Here is a 20,109-nt window from a genome sequence, read left to right as displayed (position 1 = left end):
CAGGGAGAGGACTAGATCGAGGAACGGACCGGCACGAGGAGGGGGAGGACGAGACCAAGAGAAACCGGCACCCAGGGAGCTTCGAGCGGGGGCTGGTTTGGGTTGGTGACGAGTTGGTCGGGTACCAGCGGCAGGAATGCGGGGACTGCTATCCGCGACGACGCCGCCCTTGTGGCCGGCCACTTGCCAGTGCGAGGCCGCGTTCTTCTTGCCGAGAGCGATCCCCAGCTTGTCGGGTAGCGGGATGCCGGTGAGGGCGTCGCGGGCGCCGGTGCCGTAGGCGGCGATAATGGCTCGGATCTGCTCGCTGTGGGTGAGGGCCAGGTGCTCGCTGTGGGTGACGATGACAGTGCGCCAGTCGGGTTGGCGCATGAGCGCGCGGACGGTGCCGCACACAGCCACTCGCAGGCTTTTCCCGGTCTGAGAGGGCTTGGAGATCATGAGCCGCGCGCCCGGTGTGCGGAACGCCCATTCGAGGCGTCATCGATCATTTCCAGGTCTGGCGTTTGGATGGTCTCCGGATCGATGGCCTGTGCGAGTGCGCCGGCGGTGGGGTACCGGCGGACGGCTGCACGCCGGATCAGCTCTTGTTTGGCCCAAGCGACGAACGCCGCCCGCTGCCCGGTGGGCAGTTGGGCGGCGCGTTCCCACAGTCGTTCCGCTGATCCGGCCATCGACCGGTTGTACGAGTCACGGGTGCAGCACAAGGCTGAACGGCAACGATCGCGGGCAGGTCGCGGGGGTTCCTGTGAAGTGGAACTTGCCACGGTTCGGTTCCCGGCCGGATCGGATTGGTTGGTCAGAAGTAATGCGCGTAGTACGCACTCCTGCAACGATTTCCGCATGATGACATTGCTAGCTCAGCAAGCCAGCATCGGCAGCCCTGACAGGTGGTGGCTGGCGTTCGTTGTTCCAGCTGGGGTGGTGCTCGGAGCTCTTGTGGCCGGAGTGTTCGCATTGCGGACTACCCGAACGACGCCGCACGACAAGTTGGAGACCCTGATCTCGGCTCTGAAAGACTGGCCTGACGATCTTCCTGGAAAGGAGACCGTGCACCAATCTGTCGAGCTGACTGCCGGATTGGGCTCGGCCCTTGTGTATGGGCTCGTGCAATGGATCATCGGACTGGACAACGTTGTGTCCCTGGTCGTCATCGCTACTCTGACGGTCTTCGGAGCCCTAGCCGCCTTTCTGGCTACCATGATGCTCGTAGGGCCAACAACTGGCGGCATGTTTTCGTTTTCCGCCATGAGACTGATCGGAATTGCTAGAGCCCAGCGGAACTCTGGGACCCGGCAGCGCCGTTGACCGCGGTGGATGGTGGTTACGCGCGGTCGGGTTCTTCACCGAGCACGGCATCGCCCGCCTCCACCGCGTGCTGACCGATAACGGATCCTGCTACCGATCCCGCCGTTGAGCGGCTGCGCTGGAATGTTCTGAGATCGTGCACTAACGGACCCGTCCCTACACCCCGCGCAGCAACGGCAAGGTCGAACGGTTCAACGGCACCCTGGCCCAAGAATGGCCCTACATTCGCGCATACGACTCCGAACAGGCACGCCGGGCGGCGCTGATCGGCTTCCTCAACCACTACAACCATGATCGCCCGCACGCGGGCATCGGGCACTAAACACACTCTGCGGGCGCATTTAGTGTCCGTGCGGCAGGCAGACAGACAGTTGGGAAGGTCGGGACTAATCGGAGGGGGAAACGGGGCCGGATGGGAGGAGCAGAGGGGAGGTAGACGAGTCGCCGCTCGGATTGTCGCTGGGGTCGGACGCCGTGAGCGATCGCCTCGAAGTGGTAGATCCTGAGTGGAATCCACCTGCCGAGGGGGAGACGAGGGCACTCCGCCTAAGGGCTGAGACCTGCGGTATCGGCCTGTGGGTGGTGCTGTTGCCCCACCAGCCGCAGGCCGATATGGGCGGCGTCGTCGCGGAGATGTTCTGCGGGAACGCCGGCGGGGCGGGGCTCGGCCGGCGCGTTCGGTAGGTGATCGTTTCCGAACGCCATGACTGGTCGGCAAGCCGCCGCGGGTTCACTGGGGCGGCTTAAATGCCCCGGGCCACCGAGTTGTGTCGTCGTTAACGCTCTCGGTCAGGTTCGCCCCAGTCAGATCAGCACCGGTCAGGCCCGTGCCAGTCAGGTTTGCACTAAACAGGCCCGCGCCGGTCAAGTTCGCGCGAGACAGAAGCGCGCCTGTCAGATTCGTGTAGCTGAGATCTGCACCAGTCAGATTCGCACCAGTCAGGTCTGCGTTGGTCAGGTTCGTCACCCTCAAACTCGCTTCGACCAGGTCTGCGCCGCGCAGAGAGAGTCCGGCGAGATCGAATGCCCTGAGATGGCACTTCGGAAGTGAGGCTCGATCCAAGCTGATGCTGGTAGACACCCACGACTTCGGGTCATCAACGGGCCGCAGCCGTCGCTGGGCAATGATGCCTACGATGGTCTGTCGGATCTCGCGTTCAGATAGATCCGGCTGCTCGGAATCGCTACTGATCGTGAACGGGACGCGCAGGTACCACTGCAGCAGGTTGATGCAGACCTGACGCTCGTCGTCCTCGCCGAAGGCGTGCCAGTCATCGGCGAGCGCAGTCAATGCATAAACCCCGGCCTGGCGGATAGCGGCGGAGTCGTGGGCTATCTGAGCGGCCACGGCGGTGTAGCGGTCACGCAGCACTGACTCGCGTGCACGATGGGAGTCGTCTTGGTGCCGTTCGCGCTCGCGATCCATGGTGGCTTGGTGATGGGTCGCTTCCTGAGCGCGGCTGCGTTGGCCGTTGACGTAGGCCAAGGTGCCCGCAGCGAGCGCTCCCGCACCGGCCAGCACTGTGGCCAGCGGCTGGGAAAAGGTAGTCGCTACCCCCGAAAGCGCGGCCACACTGAATCCGGCGACACCGGCCCCGCCCACCATGAGACCGACCGAGCGCCAGCGCAATTCGACCGAACTGCGGTGTACAGGCTTCTCCCCCTCAGGCACGAAGGTGACGGTACTGAACCCCACCTGATCGTGCTGAGCATTCGGTTTCAGCCGATCGTTTATCAGGACACCACGCGCGCGAACACTATGCGGTGGAACCGTTCTACTGCCTACCGCGTCAAACCTTGTGAAGGAACGGATTGACGACAGAACGGTCGAGCCCATGTCGCTTAATAGGTCTATCAGAACCGCAGCCATCGGTAGCCTCGTCGCTGCTGCGATGATCCTCGCAGGGGGCGCCGCAACGGCGACGATTGACACCTGTCAACCCGGAGATGTCTACTGCGAAGCGCCGAAGTCGACGGGTTAGGGCCGCCACGCACCCCTAGCTGGCCCGTCTCTCGCTCGCTGTGAACGATTCTCGGCCAGCCAACCGATGTCCGGGAATCGATGGATTCCTCGACACCGTCGCGCTGATTCGCGGCGTCGCGCAGAATCAGTGCGATGTCCGGGAGGGTGAGCACCGCTGGTGCACAGGCGCGTTCGAGAACCACGGCGATGCGCGCACGGTTCAGCAAGGACTCCCGCGCGGCCCTTGGCCGACGTGCCGGACGGATCCGGCTCTTCCCTGCGGTTACGCTTGCTCTGCTTGCCGGGCTGGGTGTGGCGGCCGCGGCTTACGGGTTCCTGCGCTGGATCACCCCTACCGACACCAGCAAACCTGCCGCCGAGCTCGATGTCACCAAAGTGGCGTTGACCGTTGTCGCCGGTGTCGGCGGCGTCGTTGCCCTGGTGATCGCCTACCGTCGCCAACGCGATCTTGAGCAATCTCGGTTCGTCGAACGCTTCGGCACCGCGGCCGCCCAGCTCGGTGCTACCGATGTCGCGGTCCGCATCGCTGGGGTCTACGCCATGGCTGGTGTCGCCGACGAATCCGACGGGCTGCGCCGCCAGCAGTGCATCGATGTTCTGTGTGGCTACCTGCGGCTTCCCTATAGTCCCGAGCTTGGTGGTAATCACCAGACCAAACGAGTGCAGAAGCAGCCGCGGTGGCCGGACGGCGGGGACAATGAGGACCACTTCGAATACCGGCAGAACGATCGGGAGGTCCGCGCGACCATCGTCCGCGTCATTGCCGACCATCTCCGCCCCACCGCCGAATACAGCTGGTCGACAAGCAACTTCGACTTCCGCACAGCACACCTTGAAGACGTGGACCTCACCGAGGCGACCTTTTCTGGGGACGTCCTGTTCGGAGGGGCGACCTTTTCCGGTGACGCCTGGTTCGGTGGGACGAGCTTCGCCCGCGCCGCTCAGTTCGAAAAGACGACGTTTTTCGGTGTTGCCTGGTTCGAGGGGGCGACGTTTTCCGAAGACGCCATGTTCGACGGGGCCTCCTTCGCTGGTGGCGGCCGGTTCACCCTCGCACGATTTTTCAGCAATGCTTGGTTCAATAGCGCATCGTTCACTGCCGCCGCGCGATTCGAACAAGCAAAGTTCGGCGATGCCGCGTTGTTCAACGAGGTCAAGTTCTCCGGCAGCACCGGTTTCGGTGGCGTAACGTTCATCGGCGAAGCCTGGTTCGTCGGGACGATGTTCACCGAGGACACCGTGTTCGAAGGAGCGGCGTTCTCCAAGCAATCCCGGTTCGATGGTGCGTCGTTCTTTGGCGATGTCGGGTTTGACCAGGCCACGTTCATCGGTGCTGCTCAGTTCGAAGGGGTGGCGTTCTCCGGTGCCGCCTTGTTTGCGAGAGTCGATTTCGGTAGCGAGCCCATTTCCTTTGCGGGACCGAAGCAGTGGGGTCCTCCCACACCATGGTTCGACTGGGATCAGGGCATCAGTCAGAAGCCAGCCAACGTGGAGCCGCAGGATTGGCCACCCACCGCGGCGACACCGCCGTCGTCTGCCGCGTAGGTGTCGAGAATCGTTCGTTTGTTGGACACCGGCCGGGCTGGCAGCGAACGCCAGGTCGACCACATCCAGGCCCTGTTCAACAAACGCGTTGAAAAAGATTGGTGTTCAACAAGTCCTGTCGGACGTTTCTCGTACGGTCCAGGCCATGACCGAGACCCTCGACCAGCCCGTGCTCGTCCTCGACGGCTACGCCCTGGATCCGATCGGCGGGCCGGCGCCCTGATCGGCTACGCCCGCGTCTCGACCGCCGGCCAGCTGCTCGACCGCTAGCTGCACGCGCTCGCCGTGGCCGGGTGCCAGAAGGTGTTCTCGGATGTGCAGCCGCATCTGTGGGGTGCGTGGGCACTGTACGAGAGCCTCATCAAAAACTCCGGGATCAGCTGATCTCTCACAGCTTCCGACTGCCGGTAAGACCCACATCGCGGTCGCTATCGACGTCAGATCGAGGGCGGGTGTGGGGCTGGTTCAATGGCCGCGCCGGGCTGGCCGGGCCGCCTATGGGCCTGGCTATCACGGTGCCGGTCGAACTCGTTTGGGGCGGCACCGTGATTGCCAGGTGCGTGGCTGGGATGGGTGACAGGATCGGCGGCATGAGGAGATTTCTCGGGGTGCCGGTCGTGGTGTTCGCGGCCGCGGTGCTGATGGCCGGGTCCGCGGTCGCGCAGGCGCCGTCGACCGCTCCGACGAATCCGGGGTGGTTCACCCAGCCGTTGGCTACGGTGCTCACCGGGGTCCTGGCGGTGTTCGCCGCCACGATTGCGCTCGGGGGCGTGCTGCTGAACCGCCGCCAGACCGAGAAACACTTCACAGGCAAGCAGGAACAGGACCGCGCGCAGTTCGATCGCAAACACGAGCTGGAGCGGATCGAGGGCCTACGTAAGCGATACACCAGTAGCGCCGAACAACTCGCCCACGCCTCGGCTGCGATCCGCCAAGCCGGGGTCTACGCACTGACCGCGCTCGCCGACGACTGGCACGCGATCGGCGAGGACGAGGAACGCCAGGTCTGCATCGATCTGCTCCAGTGGTACCTGCGCGTGCCCTTCCCGCAACCTCTGGAGGGGGAACAGCCGGATCTGTCCGAACGCGAGATCCGCCAGACCATCCTCACCATCCTCACCCGCCGCCGGCACCGGCCGCCCGAGGACCCGAAATCCTGGGCAGAAGTTTTCATCGACCTGCGGCAGATCTCCCTACCGAATTGCACCCTCGCCCACCTCGAATTCGCCGATCTGTCCTTGACCGGCGCGAACCTGACCGATGCCGACTTGTCCGACGCGGACCTGCACGGCGCGGACCTGCACGGCGCGCACCTAGGCGGAGCGAACCTGCACGGCGTGCACCTGACCGATGCGGAGTTGTCCGCCGCGGACCTGCACGGCGCGAACCTGTACGGCGCGAACCTGATCAATGCGAGACTGGTCGTCGCGAAACTGGCCGGCGCGCACCTGACCGTCGCGGACCTGACCGGCGCGAACCTGTACTGCGTGAACCTGTACCGCGCGAACCTGTACGGCGCGAAACTGGCCGGCGCGACCCTGGGCCGCGCGAACCTGGGCGGCGCGAACCTGAAAGTCGCGGACCTGACCGATGCGGACCTGACCGAAGCCAGGCACAACGACGAGACCGTATGGCCGCATGGGTTCACCCCTCCGGCGGATGCCGTTTACGAGCCGATAGCCGACCTCTGACCGCCGGTAAGTCCCGCGTATCAGCGCCCAGATCGGGCGGACCACGGGGAAGCGGAACGAGCGACTACGCCGTCATCCATACCCAACTGGCGGCGGCGAACGGAGGCCATCGGGGGAGCGTCAATGCGGGCCAGGACAAGCACCGGCTCGCCGCAGCGTACCAGGGCCATGTGAGGTCGGCGGAAGCCTGCGAGCTCGATACGCGTGTTCACTGCGGCTAATCGCCCGCGGCGCCAGTGAGCGCCGGCAGCTTTCCGACCCAAGGGGCCCGGTGCTTGAAGGTCGAGATCCAGGCGATTCTGATGCGGACGTGATGCGACTCGGAGTCGCATCAGAGTCGCATCAGCCAACGCTGTGAACAGGCGCTTCGCGCCTTGTTGTTGTCCTGCCCGTCCGAAACTCTCTGTGGCTTCGCTGATCACAGAGAGTTTCGACGGGCAGGACAACACCCAACAAACAAAGATCAAGTGATGAGGAAGGAAGGGAGAAAGAGACCCCAATGGGAGGAAGGAAAGCGAGACCCCAACAGGTCGGCTGGTGGTCACGTCGGGCGCGTGCGTTACGTCTCGAGCGGCGCCGCCTCCGGCGGCGTGTTCGCGCGCGTAGCGCGCTCAGCGCGGTGGTTCAGCCAGGAGGCGGCGCGCACACTCGAAGTAGGAATCACCACAACGAAAAAGTGGGCTGATACTCCGGCGGCGCTCCCATCGCACCCAGCTAGGTGAAATACGGCGCCGCCCCCTCGCGCAGACCTACCTCGATCCGTAGCTTGATCGAAGGGTGGATATCGAGCGCCGAAAGGTCCTCCGGGGCAACCCACTTGACGTCTGTCGATTCCGAGCTGGGGCGGGGCTCGCCGCCGATAGGGTTGGCGTAGAAGCAGATCGAGAACTCCTGGCGAACCTCGCCGTTGTCGTAGGCAATGACGTGACCGGGGTTCGAGAAGACCCCGACGATCCCTGTTACCGCGACGTCGATTCCGGTTTCCTCGGCCACTTCGCGTGCCACCGCAGCAGCTACGGTCTCGCCAACCTCTTGGCCGCCGCCGGGAATGGAGTACTTGTTGTTGGGTGAAATCGGCGACCCACACCAGATTCGGTGCGGCGGCAGTGAAGTCGCGATTGAGCTTGTCACCGGCGCGGATCCCATCTTTGACGGGGATCGTCGCGAACCTCGGGCGGGTAACCCTTCGTCATGATGGAACCAACTTCACTAGGAAGAAGTGGCCCCCAACCCGTGACGGTTCACCCGGGGCCCGCGAACAGGTAATGGCTGGGCCATTGCGGGCCCCGGGTGCGGATGACGTGAAAGCCCGCCGATCCGCTGCTGACCGTCGGCCGATGTCGAATCCGCCACGGCCCGAGCCTGTTCGGGTGGCAGCTGTGCGGCGGCAATCCACCGTCGCCCTCGCCGGAGCCAACCGGCACTCACCACCACTGCGTGATCGCACCGACCTGTCGCCCCAGTTCCGGGGCGAGCGTGCGCGCGAAACTGGCCGAGATGTGGTGTTCGTCGCGGTAGACCAGGATGTTGCCTTCGGCGGCGAGGCAGCGTTCGGGGCGGCAGATGGCGTCGGTGAGGTCGACGGGGAAGATATTGGGGTAGGCGGAGGCTGGTTGGGTGGCGGGGTTTTCGGGGGTGAGGGCGGTGGCGCGGTCGATGCCGCAGCTGTAGGCGGTGCCGCGGTGGGCGAGGCAGTCGAGGGCGCGGTAGGTGACGCCGTCGCGGCGCGGCCAAGGTGTGTCGCGGATGGCGAGGACGTTGAGGGTCCGTTCGGACAGGGCAGACCAGATGTCGAGGTACTCGGGCGGGACGATGTCGCCGTCGTCGGTTCGCGGGCGAGTTGCGGTGAGGAACACCCAGTCCGGGCGCTGGTCGGCGAGGCGGTCCAGCACTTCGACGGACCATTCGCGGCATTCCGGGAACGGAGCCACGGCGTAGGAGGGTTCGTCGACCAGGGTGAGCGGGCACCCTTCCTTCAAGTAGGTGACGATGCGGAAGCGGTACTCGGCGGCGAGGACTTCCAGCGCGGGCAGCCAGTGCTCGGAATGCGAGCCGCCGACCAAAGCGATAGTGCGTGCGGCGTTTTCGTCACCGTAGGTGCAGACGCGGACGTCGCGGTTGGGGGTGATGCAGCCGTCGGAGGTCGGGCGTGGCGCGTCCTTCTGCGCTTCGAACACCGTCGGACGCATGCGTTCGGGCTCGGCGACCGCGCCCGCGAAAAGCACTGCCGCACCCGGATAGTGCGCGGCATCCAGAGCTTCCGGCGGGTGCGCGGGATTAGCCCGCAGCACCGCCTGCCAGCCGAGCGCCGCGAAGAGCACGCCGACTCCGGCCATCGCGGTCACCAGTCCGATACCCCGCCGGTAGCGCACGCCTTCGGTGTAACCGCGTTGCCGCAGTGGAGTTTCGATGTAGCGCTCGGTCAGCACCGCCAGCACCAGCGAGACGGCGAGGACGAGGAGCCCGCCTTGCAGACCCGGCGTCACCTTGCCGTACTCCGACAGATAGAAGATCAACACCGGCCAATGCCACAGGTACAGCGCGTAAGCCAGCCCACCGAGCCGCACCAGCACCGGCGTAGCCAGCAGCCGGTTCACCCACGGCGCGGGCCCCATCCCGGAAATGATGAGCGCCACAGCGGCCGCGACCGGGAACAGCGCGGCGGGGCCCGGGAACTTGGACGCCCCGTCGATCAGCATCCCGCACGAAATCACCATGGCGAGACCGGCAATCGCCAGCACCGCCCGCAACCAATGCGGAACCTTGATCCACGGCGCAGCGACCGCGAGCGCGGCTCCGGCCAGCAACTCCCACGCGCGAGCGCCGGTGTCGTAGTAGGTCCAGGCCTGATGCTGAGCGGCCCCCTCGGCGGCGTACCAGAACGAGAGTGCGCCCGCCCCAACCAGCCCGGCCAGCAACAACATCCGCTGCCCCGACCGGCGCGCCCACACCGCGACAACGACCAGGATCACCAGATAGAACTGCGCCTGCACCGCCATCGACCAAAGATGTTGCAGCGGACTGACGGACGGATCCGGCGCCAGATAGTCCAACTCGGCGCCCGCCAGAAACCAGTTCTGGTAGTACAACGCGGACGCCAGCGTCTGCGCCGAGATGTCACCCCACTGCGTGTAGGGCCGCGCGATCACCGTCGCACCGAGCACCACCACGAGCACCACGGTGAGCGCGGGCAGCAGCCGGCGCGCGGTGCGCTGTAGCGTCTGCTTGATCTCGCTGCGCCGCAACAGCATTCCGGTGAAGAAGAACCCGGACAGCACCAGGAACACGTCGACGCCGCCGGACACCCGGCCCATCCACACGTGGAAGACCACGACCAGCGCTATTGCGAGACCACGCAATCCGTCCAGGTCGTGCCGATACCGCGGTGCCGCACTCGGTTTCGCGACCCGCTGCGCGGGTTCGGTGCGGCGCGGCAGCCGCGGCATCACCACGCGGGCCCACAGTCCGCGGCGGACATCGTCGTTCTTCGCGAGAGCACCGTCCAACTCCTCATGCCAACCGTCCCCGACCCGCATTCCGGGCAGGGTTTCGACCAGACTTCCGAGCGCGCTACAGGGAACAGCAGATCACGATAGCCCCGGAGTTGCCGAAATCAGGTTAGGGGCAAGATCGCCGGGACTCCAACATTGTCCTCATCCGCGGCCACATATTCGTCAATTAGGCGGTATGTCCGATTTCGGAACTACAACAGGTTCGCCGCTGGCCGGATGCGGTAAGTGTGCCGGTCAGACTCGGTGCGCCTTGTGCAGCCGGGCTTCCAGGCCGTCCAGTACACACAGCAACCCGAAGTCGAAGGACATCGCCCGCGCGGCGGCCGCGTCCATTCCGATCTGCGACCGGTAGTCGGCCAGCATCTCGGGGTAGTCTGCGGCGAGATCGTCCATCCGCTCCTCGACCCCCGCCGCGTCCATCTTGTCGCCTCCGAACGCTTTGGTGAACGCGATATCCGGAATGACCTGCCCGAGCACGAAACACATCACCGTGCCGCTGGCCATGTAGATGTCGACTCCGCTGAACCCGGCCTGGGTGAACGCCCGCCGCAGCCGGTCGTTGAGCCGGAAGGCATTGGGCCCCAGGCTCGGAAACGACCCGACCAGCTCCGTCGACCACGGATGCGCGTAGAGCGTCTCGCGCAGGTTGTAGCCGAAGGTCGTCAGCACCTCCCGCCAGGACGAGTCGTCCGGCTCCGGCGTCTCGACCATGCCCCAGACCTCGTCGAGCACCAGCTCCAGCAGCTGGTCTTTGTTGGCGACGTACCAGTAGAGACTGGTCGCCCCCGCGCCCAGCTTCGCACCGAGCTTGCGCATGCTCAGCGCCTGCATCCCCTCCGCGTCCAGGATGTCGACGGCCGCCCGGACGATCTGATCGCGACCTAGCCCAGCCGCCTTCGCGGGCCGGGGTTCGCGGGTGAAGACCGACGAGAACTGTTTGCTCACGGATCAGATCTTATATCGACTCGCACAGTGTTCGATGATGTCGTACAGTGTTCCGGTGGAATCGAACACTGTACGAGACCCGCGTCGTTGGTGGGTTCTCGGCGTCCTCTGTCTCTCCCTACTCGTCCTGATGATCGACGGCACCGTCCTCAACTTGGCCATCCCCTCGATGATCAAGGAGCTCGGCGCCACCCCGTCCGACATCCAGTGGATCCTCGACGCCTACGTCCTGGTGTTCGCCGGTCTGCTACTCACCGCGGGCAGCCTCTCCGACCGCTTCGGCCGCCGGAAGATGCTGATCATCGGCCTGGCCCTGTTCGGCCTCGCCTCCCTCGGCGCGGTCCTGGCCAGCGAACCCTGGCAGGTCGTCGGCGCCCGCGCGGCCATGGGCATCGGCGGCGCGCTGCTCATGCCCTCGACCCTGTCCATCCTCATGACCACCTTCGACGAGGAAGAACGGCGCACGGCCATGGCCGCCTGGTCCACCGTGTCGATGGTCGGCATCGTCCTCGGCCCCACCCTGGGCGGCTTTCTGCTGCAGCACTATTGGTGGGGATCGGTGTTCCTGCTGAACATCCCCGTCGCCATTCTGGCCATCGTCGCCGCCTACACGCTGATGCCCGAAACCTACGGCGACCAGCGGCCCGTCGACCCGGTCGGCGTCGTGCTGTCGATCGTCGCCCTCACCGCCGCCATCTGGGTGATCATCGAACGGGAATGGAACCTCCCGGTGATCGCGCTCGCGGTCGTCGCCGCGGCCGGCTTCCTGTTCTGGGAGAAGCGCAGCGAACATCCGATGCTCCCGCTCGGCGTGTTCCGCAACCGCGACTTCAGCGGCACCGCCGCCACCCTGCTGCTGATGGTGTTCGGCATGGGCGCGGTCATGCTGATGCTCACCCAGTACCTGCAGTTCGTGCTCGGCTACGGCCCCATGAAAGCCGGCCTCGCGCTGCTTCCATACGCCGTCGCCGCCGCGGTCTGCAACGGCCTGGGCGCCACCCTCGGCAAGAAGCTCAGCAACAAGACCCTGATCGTCAGCGGCCTGGTCGTCATGTCCCTGGCCTTCGCGATCCTCGCCCTGAGCGAGAACTACGCGATGATCCTGGCCAGCATGCTGGTGATGGGCATGGGCGGCGGCCTCGCCGGACCCGCCGCCTACGCCTCCATCATGAACGCCATCCCGCTCGAGCACGCCGGCGTCGGCTCAGCGATGAACGACACCCTCCAGCAAGTCGGCATGGCGATCTCCATCGCATTGCTCGGCAGCGTCCTGGCAAGCGTCTTCACCGACAACATGCCCTCGGATGTGCCGGAAGCGGCACGCGAATCCATCGGCAGCGCATTCCAACTCGGATACATCGAGCCGGCGAAGGAAGCCTTCACCACCGCGATGTCGTACGGATCCTGGATCAGCGCGGGCTTCACCATCGCGGCGGCGCTGCTGGGCTTGGTGCTGTTGCGCACCAAGCCGGCAGCGGCCGCCGAGCCGGACAAAGCGGAGGCCCCGCTCCCGCTGTAGACCCCGACACCCCCGTCAGAACCAGGCGATTTGGTTCTGACGGGGGGTAGTGCGCTAATCTCTTCAAGCACCCGCTGAGCGGGGGCAACGGGCTGTGGCGCAGCTTGGTAGCGCACCTGACTGGGGGTCAGGTGGTCGCAGGTTCAAATCCTGTCAGCCCGACCAAGAAAATCCCCTCCGACCTGCGGGCGGAGGGGATTTCTCATTTTACGATTCGGAGATGGGGACCATTTGGGGACCAATGCTCCTGACTGTGTTCGGCCTCCAGCACCGGAAGCTGAGGTCCGGCGCTCGACGCCGACAGAAACTCGCCGTCGTTCTGCAGCGCCTGGATCTCAGGGTGCAGGCACCTCTGTGTGATTCGCGGGTCGGTGTGGCCGGCGATCTGTTGAAGTCGGTGCAGCGGGACGCCGGCGTCGGCGAACCAGGTGAGTCCGGTGTGCCGGAGATCGTGGCGCCGGAGATGGTTCGTAACCGAGTCGAGCAACGACGGTGTCCCAATGGGTCGCCTTCCGCAGGACTCCGGTCTGGATTTGACCACCACGCAGCCCCACGAACAGCCTGGCATCGGGGTTGCTGTTGGCGGCTCGAATCCTCCCGAGTACCAGCGGCCGGATTTCCTCGATGATCGGAATCCGCCGGGACCATTTACCTTTCGTTCCGTTGTCCTTCAGTCCGCTTGGGCCTGGCGCGGTTTGACGGCGCAGTACCCAAATCCACTGCTCGGTGTCGATGTCGCAGACGCGGCAGCCTGATACTTCGCCAATGCGGGTGGCGGTGCACGCTTCGAAGCGAACGACTTCTCCCCATACACGATGCTGACCGGCCGCAGCGGCTACCAGCGCGTCCGCGAGCTCGGCCAGCGCGGCCCAGTCGGAAAGAGTCAACGCTCTGGGATTGTCCAGCTCGTCCTCGTGTCGCTCGTACTGGCTGTGCCAGCCGTTGACCTCGACGCGATTGAGCACGGCCAAACTGTTCTTGACCGCGGACTTGCTGACTCCGTTGGCGATCCAGCTCATGACCGCCCGATCGGCCAGGCCGGCGGTCACCATGGTGACCGGTAGATGTCCCAGGGCGGGAACGACTCGGCGGCGCCATGCCGGCAGATAGGCGTCGCCGACTGCCTTCCTCAAGTCCGCGCATGGCCGCTTCCCAGCTGAGTTTGCCGTAGTTGGCCAGCGTCGCGGTCGCGGTCAGAGGGTCGACACCTCGTGCTGCGGCGCGACGGATCTGCTCTACCCTGTTCGGCTTCATCGCGGGTGTTTTAGTGTCCATGCGGCAGGTAAGCAAACAGCACCGCGATAACCGCAGATGATTGCGCAGATACCTACTCACTCGTCCCTACTCGCATGGGCGAGTAGGGACGAGTGAGTAGGCGCTAACCGCGCAGCACACCAGCCATGCCAGCTGGTGTGCCATCTAAATCGTAGTTACTGTCAGAAGCGAATCACTGTCGGTAGGGACACCGATTACCTTGGTTCGATTGAGCTCCATCTCCAACGGCTTAGAGCACTTCGCCAGTGGCGAGAGATCAATTTCGTGGTCGGGGCCTCCAACGCATCCGTACAGTGATATTGTGGCTAGATTTTGTAACTCCAACAGCACCGACAAATCAGCCGGCAAGCGTGCCGCGAATAACGTGATGTGATGGATATTCGGGGCGGCACCGATAACAGCGCGAAAATCGGTGGCAAGGTCGCACTGTCCGAGACTAAGCGCCTCAATACTATACATCTGCCGAGTCTTTAACGCAGAGACTCCAGAATGTCCGCTGAGTTGTATTACTGAAATATGCGGGCAGCGATCCAGAAATTCGCCGGTATAAGCCTCCGCTCCATCGATAGCTAGGGATTTCAGGCTAGCGGGAAGGGACCAGGATTCTGAGGTTTCAGCTGTACTCACCCACTTACCCTCTACGGAAAGCGACTGCAAGTTCTTGAAGCACCCCAGAGTATTGATTCCCTTAAGCAAAACATCCTGGGCGCTAATTGCAACAAATGACAATTGACGCACAGCATCGGGGTCTGGAATAAAACCCAACGATGACAGGTCATTATCGCCAACCAGGCCGTAGAAATTGAGCGCGCTCACAGAAGGGAGGCGCGTGAAGTCCATTTCACCGACACTAATCGGATAATAGACACTAATTGAAGAAACACTAGGTAGTTCCATCGCAGGTTCCCACTGCGCAGGCGATTGAAGCCTGAGTCTCAATCCCAGCGATGTCTCGATCTTTGCCAGGACTTGATGCGCGAAATCCGCGATGTCACTGGCGAAATCCCAAGCCTCCACCAATGCCCTATGCACCTCAGGGCGCCGATCGCGAGCATAGGAGACAAGTAGCTCTCGATCTCTTTTTCCGCCAATTAGGGCCGCGGTACGCACGGTCGCAGCGGCCGACCCGACACTAATCCCATCCAGCGTCAGCGGCAACTTTCGGGAAACCGCCTCGCCAACTTGCGCGAGTGACCATGCATCATCGGAGCGCCTCGGCGGGACTAGTTCATCCAGGGCCGCATCGATACACAAGTCCAATTCATCGTCTAACGCTTCGATAGTTTCCAGGCAAGACACAACAAGCATTCGAAGCCGACGCCGGTAACGAGGCTCGTTCTCCACTCGCTCCAAAATCCCAGATATCAATTCCAACCGCTGACTCGCATTGGCATGCCCAGCTGCCATCACAATAGTTTCACGCCACAGGTCAAGATGGGCTCGGCCGATTAAATTGCCAATTCGGTCCTGACTGGCGGCTTCCTCGGCGGCCAGATACTCCTGGAATGTCCGGTGTACGAAATTTATCTTTCCCTCCGACGGAGATCTAAGTATCCCCGATCGGACCAAGAGATAATCCATAACTGCCTGCGGCTCAACATCTATCTGCCGCATAGAAGCGACTTTGGCAAAGACGTATTGCTTGGCTTTTTCAAGACCAAGTTCGCTCCGGTTATTGTCCGACAGACGCCATGCCAAATCGCGCAAGACGCTACGCTTTTGCGCATAACTCAAAGCCATGCCAGTAGCACTGGGAACTTGGCGATCCGAATCACGGCGCTGCACCAGCAACTCAACCGCAATTTGATACAGTTCCATTCTATTTCGAGGAAGCTGCCGATATCGACTCAAGTTTAGTGAGCACAGCATAGCTGCAAGGAGGGGATTTGAGGCGAGAGAGTAGAGATGCTCTCGGTCAATTAAGCTCCTCACCAACGAGCGTTCATAGTCGGGCAGCTCCTCAAGGCTACATGGGAGGGATTTTTCATGAACAGCCACCGCTTGATGCCACTGCCTAATGAATACCGAGAGATCATCGCGCGTCATTCTCTCCAATGAAATCGGCAAGAATTCTTCATCTATCAACCAGTCCTGACTCGCAGCTGCAGGGCGCGATGTAACGACGACACGAATAGTTGGATAGATAGCTAGAATCTGCTGAAGCCATTTTCGGACATCGCTTCGTTCTTTCGGCAGCAATTCATCGACGCCATCAACGAGAAGCAATACACGGCTTGCATTGAATTGGCGATCAACCCAACCGCTAGGCATTATCCCGGTTATTGCACCCGCAGCATTGTCTAGCATCTCTTCCAGCCGCGGGAGAGCGCGAGAGCTATAACTGCGCAGGACTACCAAAATTGGTACGAGGCCATTCCACTCGGAGAGTGACTGGGAAAATGATCCCCTAGCAGCCGTAATAGCAAGCCATCTAAGCAAAGTTGTTTTTCCGGAGCCTGCTTCTCCTCGCAACAGAACTCTAGACTCGCTACTTAGTATTGTTTCGATGCGAACACTGGAGCCGCTGACGCCTAGCCTGGATCGATCGCTAGATGTTGCCGCGCTTGATACGTCGTCGACGTCGGCGTCGCTCCCATGTTTTCTCTTGAGTCGCCTGTGCCCGCTGGCACGCAAACTGATGTATGCCAGCGACAGCTTAGTTCGAAGGTTTTTCTCTGTTGAAAAGCTGAATACCTCAACATCGTCTAGCGTGGTACTGACAAGTCCCAAATATTTTTGCCTAAATGCTTCATCGCGATCCGATCCGTCCGGCGAGTAAAGCGTACGAGCCGGCACGCGTTCCACCATTCGAGCTACCTCTGAGCCAATTGCACTGATTCGTGCGAGAAGCTCGACCACCGCTCTTTCAGTAAAAACTGGTAGGTGACGAACTATACGAACGTAGTAATCGCATGACTCAGCGATAAGCCGTTCATAGAGAGCGGAAGCCGGCTCGCTCAATCCCGCAGGTGCTGTCACGGTCTTTCGGATATCTCTAGCTAGAATGACTGGATCGGCATCTGCCCTAAGAATTGCGCTGTCACCGAGGTCCGCTTGCTCAAAAGAATCAATCACAGCTTGCACAACTGCAGCTTGCTCATTGTCATCCAACCCGCGGTATTCATGCGCAAGCATCGGCTCAATCCTGGCAGCTACGGCATCCGTTATCTGCTCGAACTGCCTTCGCAAACTACGTTGATGTTTAAGTCCAGGAATGTATCGACGAATTAATTCCTCCATGCCGAGCTGGCTCTCCTGCTTGCGCAGGTTTGCAGTCAGCATCATGGCCGCAGCGCGTCCCACAAGGGCACTGCCGAGCCTAATGGCAACAAGTTCGGTGCTCATGATAAATCCCCAACCCACGGTCTGTGGCCACAGCCTTCCTTTCACAGTGCTGCAGCGCGAGCTATCATCCGATTGCGGAAAGCGACACTTTCTCACCGACTGCACATAAACTCTACCTTTCTAGCGTGTTCAAGATCACTTCTCATATCGGTCGCAGCTCTGAACCGTTACAGAGAGCCGCGTGCTTACGCATTATCCGACCGAACGGTTTGAATGGCTGGATACTTTGCTAAGCGATGAACATCGAAGGAGGGGCTGGTACTCAACTAAGGAGCCCGCAAGCACCGGCTCCAGCGGACATCGGTGTCCCGGCGTTGGGTCAAGCGATGCGCATACACACTGAATGAATTATTGAAACGTAACCGTTTCTGATATGGCTTATCGGGCGGCGGCGTGTGGAAATATTAGACCCCCGCCCGTTGGGGGCGGGCTGCCAGCCGTCCTCGTCCGCCTGAGCGCTGGCTCCAATGATGAATCGCTGGACACCGACGCCCTGACGTCCGGGGCCCGCACGCTGTACACGGCCGCGAACGGCACCAGGTCGACTACACCGGCGCTGTTCAGATGAACCGTGCGTGACGTGCGCAAACGATTGATTATCAGTCCTGGGGGTCAGGTGGTCGCAGGTTCAAATCCTGTCAGCCCGACCTAGAAAATCCCCTCCGACCTGCGTTCGGAGGGGATTTTCTCATTTGACGATCCGGAGCCTTGGGACCAGATTGGGACCAGGGGGCGCGTTCAGGTGAATCGATAACATGCCTCCATCGTTTTGGAGGGCGGCGATCTCCGGATGCAGGTACCCGCTGGGTGATCCGAGGGTCGGTGTGGCCGGCGAACTGTTGTAGACGATGCAGCGGGACGCCGGCGTCGGCGAACCGGTGAGTCCGGTATGCCGGAGGTCGTGGCGTCGCAGGTGTTCGTACCCGAGTTTGGCGACCACGTCTGGCCAGTCGGTGGTGCGCCGGAGTACGCCGGTCTGAATCTAGTCAGCGCCGACCTGCGTCGTGCAATGTCCGGCAAGCCGTGGCAATGGAAGGCCCTGCCGTTGAACAGCTTTCGCATACGGACGCCAACGCATCCACCCCTTGACGTCTGGTTATCGTTTGATAACCTCGATATCAGGTTATCAAACGATAACCTGATGGAGGAGGTTCATCATGTCCGTGACCGCCATGCCGAGAGTCGAGGAAATCCTGGCCGATCTACGCGGCTACCTCGGCGACGATCCGCCCGCGCTGAGCCTGCCGCCCGGCGCGTACACCTCGCCGGAATTGTGGGAACTGGAGCGGGAACGTGTTTTCGCGCGCTCGTGGATGCTCGTCGCGCACCGTGATCAACTGGCGGCTACCGGCGACTACGTGGCGCTGTCTATCGCGGGGGAGTCGATCGTGGTGGCCCGCTCCGCCGACGGAGACCTGCACGCGCTGTCTCCGATCTGCCGCCACCGGTTGATGCCGTTGGTCGAACCCGGTGCGGGGCACACCGATTCCTTCACCTGCCGATATCACCTGTGGAAGTACGGGCTGGACGGGCGGCTGCGCGGTGCGCCATACATGAACGGCAACAAGGACTTCGATGCCAAAGACTGCCGGCTGCCGCGGTTCGCGGTGACCGAATGGAACGGTTTCGTCTGGGTCAACCTCGACGCCGAGGCCGAACCCATCGCCGGCCATCTCGACCTGGCCGCCCACGAATTCGCCGAGTACCGGTTGGGTGACTTGGTCCAGATCGACTCGTGGTCGCTGGAATGGCAGGTCAACTGGAAACTCGTGATGGAGAACGGGCACGAGAACTATCACGTGATCGGGCTGCATCGGCAGACGCTGGAACCGTTCATGCCCGGCGGCGGCGATCTGCACATCCGGCCGTACTCGCCGTGGGTGCTGCACGCCCGGATCCCGTTCGCCGGTGCGGTGCCCACCGAAGTGCTGAAGCTCAACGAGATTCAGCAGAACAACGGCATGGTGCTGCTGGCGTTCCCCAGCGCCGCGTTCATCGGGCTGGGGGATCAGGTGGTCTGGCTCAGCTTCATTCCGGTGAGCATCGACCGCGTTCACGTGGTCGGCGGCGTGCTCACGCCGCCGGAGTTGTCCAGAACCTCCGAATCGGCCCTGCGTACTCAGCAAGCGGTGACGGCGATGATCAACGACGAGGACCGGGCCGGACTGGAGGCAGTCCAGCGCGGTGTCGGCTCGCGCTTCGCCGAACGTGGACATCTCAGCCCGAAGGAAGCACCGGGTGTGCTGGTGTTCTATCGGAACCTGGCGCACGCACTGCTCGGCGACGGTCCGTGGCCAGGTGCCGCATGACGGCCCCGCGGTTCGCCGCCGGTGCCCTGCTCACTGTCGCCACGGTGAGCGTGATGGCGGGAACGGCAACTGCCACACCGGAATCCGATGTCGCCTACACCGTGGAACAGGTCGGCAGGTCCGTCGTTGTCACGACCACCGGGGGCGCGGCCGAGCTCGTCGACGGGCAGTTCCAGATCACCGCACAATCCGGCCGGGTACTGGCCCGGCTGCCGCTGTCGTATCAGCTCGGCGACCGTCGGTTTCCTATCGAAGCGCAGGTCAGCGGTGATCAGGTGGCACTGACCCCGATCACCGACCCCGCCAGGGCGACCACGACCACACCCCGCACCACCGTGGAAGCCGTTGCGGCGCAGGACAGAACAGAGCGAGAGCGCGCCGCGTTCCTCAAAATGGAAGGACAGATCCGGTTCGCCGCCATGATCGGCACGATCATCGGTGCGGTGGTCTCCTCGGCGGTGGGTTGTGTGATCGGTGGGGTAGTGGCGGTCCCCACGGCGGTGCTGACGGCGGTCTTCGGGCCGTTGGCCGGGTGTGTGGCCGGGGCGCTGGTGCTGGCGCCGGTCGGAGCACTCGGTGGCACCCTGCTGCTGACGGCGCCGGTGGCGCTCGGTGCGGCATTCCAGTACTTCGTCACGATCAGCGCACCGTGAAACCCGCCGCGCTCGGCGGCATC

13 protein-coding genes, 1 tRNA gene and 1 pseudogene are annotated in these 20,109 nt (G+C 62.9%); 8 read left to right on the top strand and 7 right to left on the bottom strand.

Annotation, left to right across the window (positions count from 1 at the left end; translation table 11 throughout):
• Nucleotides 1-437: 437 nt before the first annotated feature.
• Nucleotides 438-674, bottom strand: coding sequence for a hypothetical protein (locus AB0M14_RS28065; RefSeq protein ID WP_364999937.1), 237 nt, complete (start codon nucleotides 672-674; stop codon nucleotides 438-440).
• Between the two features lie 169 nt (nucleotides 675-843).
• Between AB0M14_RS28065 and AB0M14_RS28060 the strand changes: the two genes are divergently transcribed.
• Both AB0M14_RS28060 and AB0M14_RS28055 read left to right on the top strand, forming a co-directional pair.
• On the top strand, nucleotides 844-1,308 hold the full coding sequence (locus AB0M14_RS28060) for a hypothetical protein (protein ID WP_365000530.1): 465 nt from the start codon (nucleotides 844-846) through the stop codon (nucleotides 1,306-1,308).
• A 7-nt stretch (nucleotides 1,309-1,315) separates the two neighbouring features.
• Nucleotides 1,316-1,630: pseudogene (locus AB0M14_RS28055) on the top strand (integrase core domain-containing protein); the annotation flags it as partial.
• 408 nt (nucleotides 1,631-2,038) lie between these two features.
• On the opposite strand, the gene AB0M14_RS28050 reads toward AB0M14_RS28055, so the two are convergent.
• On the bottom strand, nucleotides 2,039-3,178 hold the full coding sequence (locus AB0M14_RS28050; RefSeq protein WP_364999935.1) for a pentapeptide repeat-containing protein: 1,140 nt from the start codon (nucleotides 3,176-3,178) through the stop codon (nucleotides 2,039-2,041).
• A 246-nt stretch (nucleotides 3,179-3,424) separates the two neighbouring features.
• On the opposite strand from AB0M14_RS28050, the gene AB0M14_RS28045 reads away from it, so the two are divergent.
• Nucleotides 3,425-4,837 carry a pentapeptide repeat-containing protein gene (locus AB0M14_RS28045; RefSeq protein ID WP_364999933.1) on the top strand — a complete coding sequence of 471 codons (1,413 nt, stop codon included), beginning with the start codon at nucleotides 3,425-3,427 and terminating at the stop codon, nucleotides 4,835-4,837.
• Between the two features lie 590 nt (nucleotides 4,838-5,427).
• Nucleotides 5,428-6,528 carry a pentapeptide repeat-containing protein gene (locus AB0M14_RS28040; protein WP_364999932.1) on the top strand — a complete coding sequence of 367 codons (1,101 nt, stop codon included), beginning with the start codon at nucleotides 5,428-5,430 and terminating at the stop codon, nucleotides 6,526-6,528.
• Between the two features lie 714 nt (nucleotides 6,529-7,242).
• Here the strand turns inward: AB0M14_RS28040 and AB0M14_RS28035 are convergent.
• From AB0M14_RS28035 to AB0M14_RS28025, 3 genes are all read right to left on the bottom strand, one after another.
• Entirely contained in the window at nucleotides 7,243-7,602 is a 360-nt protein-coding gene (locus AB0M14_RS28035; RefSeq protein WP_365000503.1) for an NUDIX domain-containing protein, read from the bottom strand.
• A 350-nt stretch (nucleotides 7,603-7,952) separates the two neighbouring features.
• On the bottom strand, nucleotides 7,953-10,064 hold the full coding sequence (locus tag AB0M14_RS28030; protein ID WP_364999930.1) for an acyltransferase family protein: 2,112 nt from the start codon (nucleotides 10,062-10,064) through the stop codon (nucleotides 7,953-7,955).
• A 210-nt stretch (nucleotides 10,065-10,274) separates the two neighbouring features.
• A complete protein-coding gene (locus AB0M14_RS28025) occupies nucleotides 10,275-10,985 on the bottom strand; it encodes a TetR/AcrR family transcriptional regulator (RefSeq protein ID WP_364999929.1) in 711 nt (236 codons plus the stop codon).
• 55 nt (nucleotides 10,986-11,040) lie between these two features.
• On the opposite strand from AB0M14_RS28025, the gene AB0M14_RS28020 reads away from it, so the two are divergent.
• Nucleotides 11,041-12,504: an MFS transporter gene (locus AB0M14_RS28020; protein ID WP_364999928.1), complete on the top strand. Its 1,464-nt coding sequence runs from the start codon at nucleotides 11,041-11,043 to the stop codon at nucleotides 12,502-12,504.
• A gap of 88 nt (nucleotides 12,505-12,592) precedes the next feature.
• Nucleotides 12,593-12,669 (top strand) — tRNA-Pro (locus tag AB0M14_RS28015).
• A 37-nt stretch (nucleotides 12,670-12,706) separates the two neighbouring features.
• Here the strand turns inward: AB0M14_RS28015 and AB0M14_RS28010 are convergent.
• Both AB0M14_RS28010 and AB0M14_RS28005 read right to left on the bottom strand, forming a co-directional pair.
• Nucleotides 12,707-13,072: a site-specific integrase gene (locus AB0M14_RS28010; protein WP_364999926.1), complete on the bottom strand. Its 366-nt coding sequence runs from the start codon at nucleotides 13,070-13,072 to the stop codon at nucleotides 12,707-12,709.
• Between the two features lie 851 nt (nucleotides 13,073-13,923).
• Nucleotides 13,924-17,124, bottom strand: coding sequence for an NACHT domain-containing protein (locus AB0M14_RS28005; protein ID WP_364999925.1), 3,201 nt, complete (start codon nucleotides 17,122-17,124; stop codon nucleotides 13,924-13,926).
• 1,157 nt (nucleotides 17,125-18,281) lie between these two features.
• Here AB0M14_RS28005 and AB0M14_RS28000 point away from each other — a divergent pair.
• Together AB0M14_RS28000 and AB0M14_RS27995 are read left to right on the top strand one after the other, a co-directional pair.
• The gene (locus AB0M14_RS28000) at nucleotides 18,282-19,433 is read left to right on the top strand and encodes an aromatic ring-hydroxylating dioxygenase subunit alpha (protein ID WP_364999922.1); all 1,152 of its coding nucleotides are present in this window, start codon (nucleotides 18,282-18,284) and stop codon (nucleotides 19,431-19,433) included.
• Nucleotides 19,430-20,086 carry a hypothetical protein gene (locus tag AB0M14_RS27995; protein ID WP_364999920.1) on the top strand — a complete coding sequence of 219 codons (657 nt, stop codon included), beginning with the start codon at nucleotides 19,430-19,432 and terminating at the stop codon, nucleotides 20,084-20,086. The genes AB0M14_RS28000 and AB0M14_RS27995 overlap by 4 nt, the downstream gene beginning before the upstream one ends.
• Nucleotides 20,087-20,109 lie beyond the last annotated feature (23 nt).

The sequence above is a fragment of the Nocardia sp. NPDC051832 genome, assembly GCF_040681285.1.
Taxonomy (GTDB): Bacteria; Actinomycetota; Actinomycetes; order Mycobacteriales; family Mycobacteriaceae; genus Nocardia.
The sequence above is the reverse complement of the archived record's forward strand: the minus strand, read 5'-3'. Positions and strand labels throughout refer to the sequence as shown.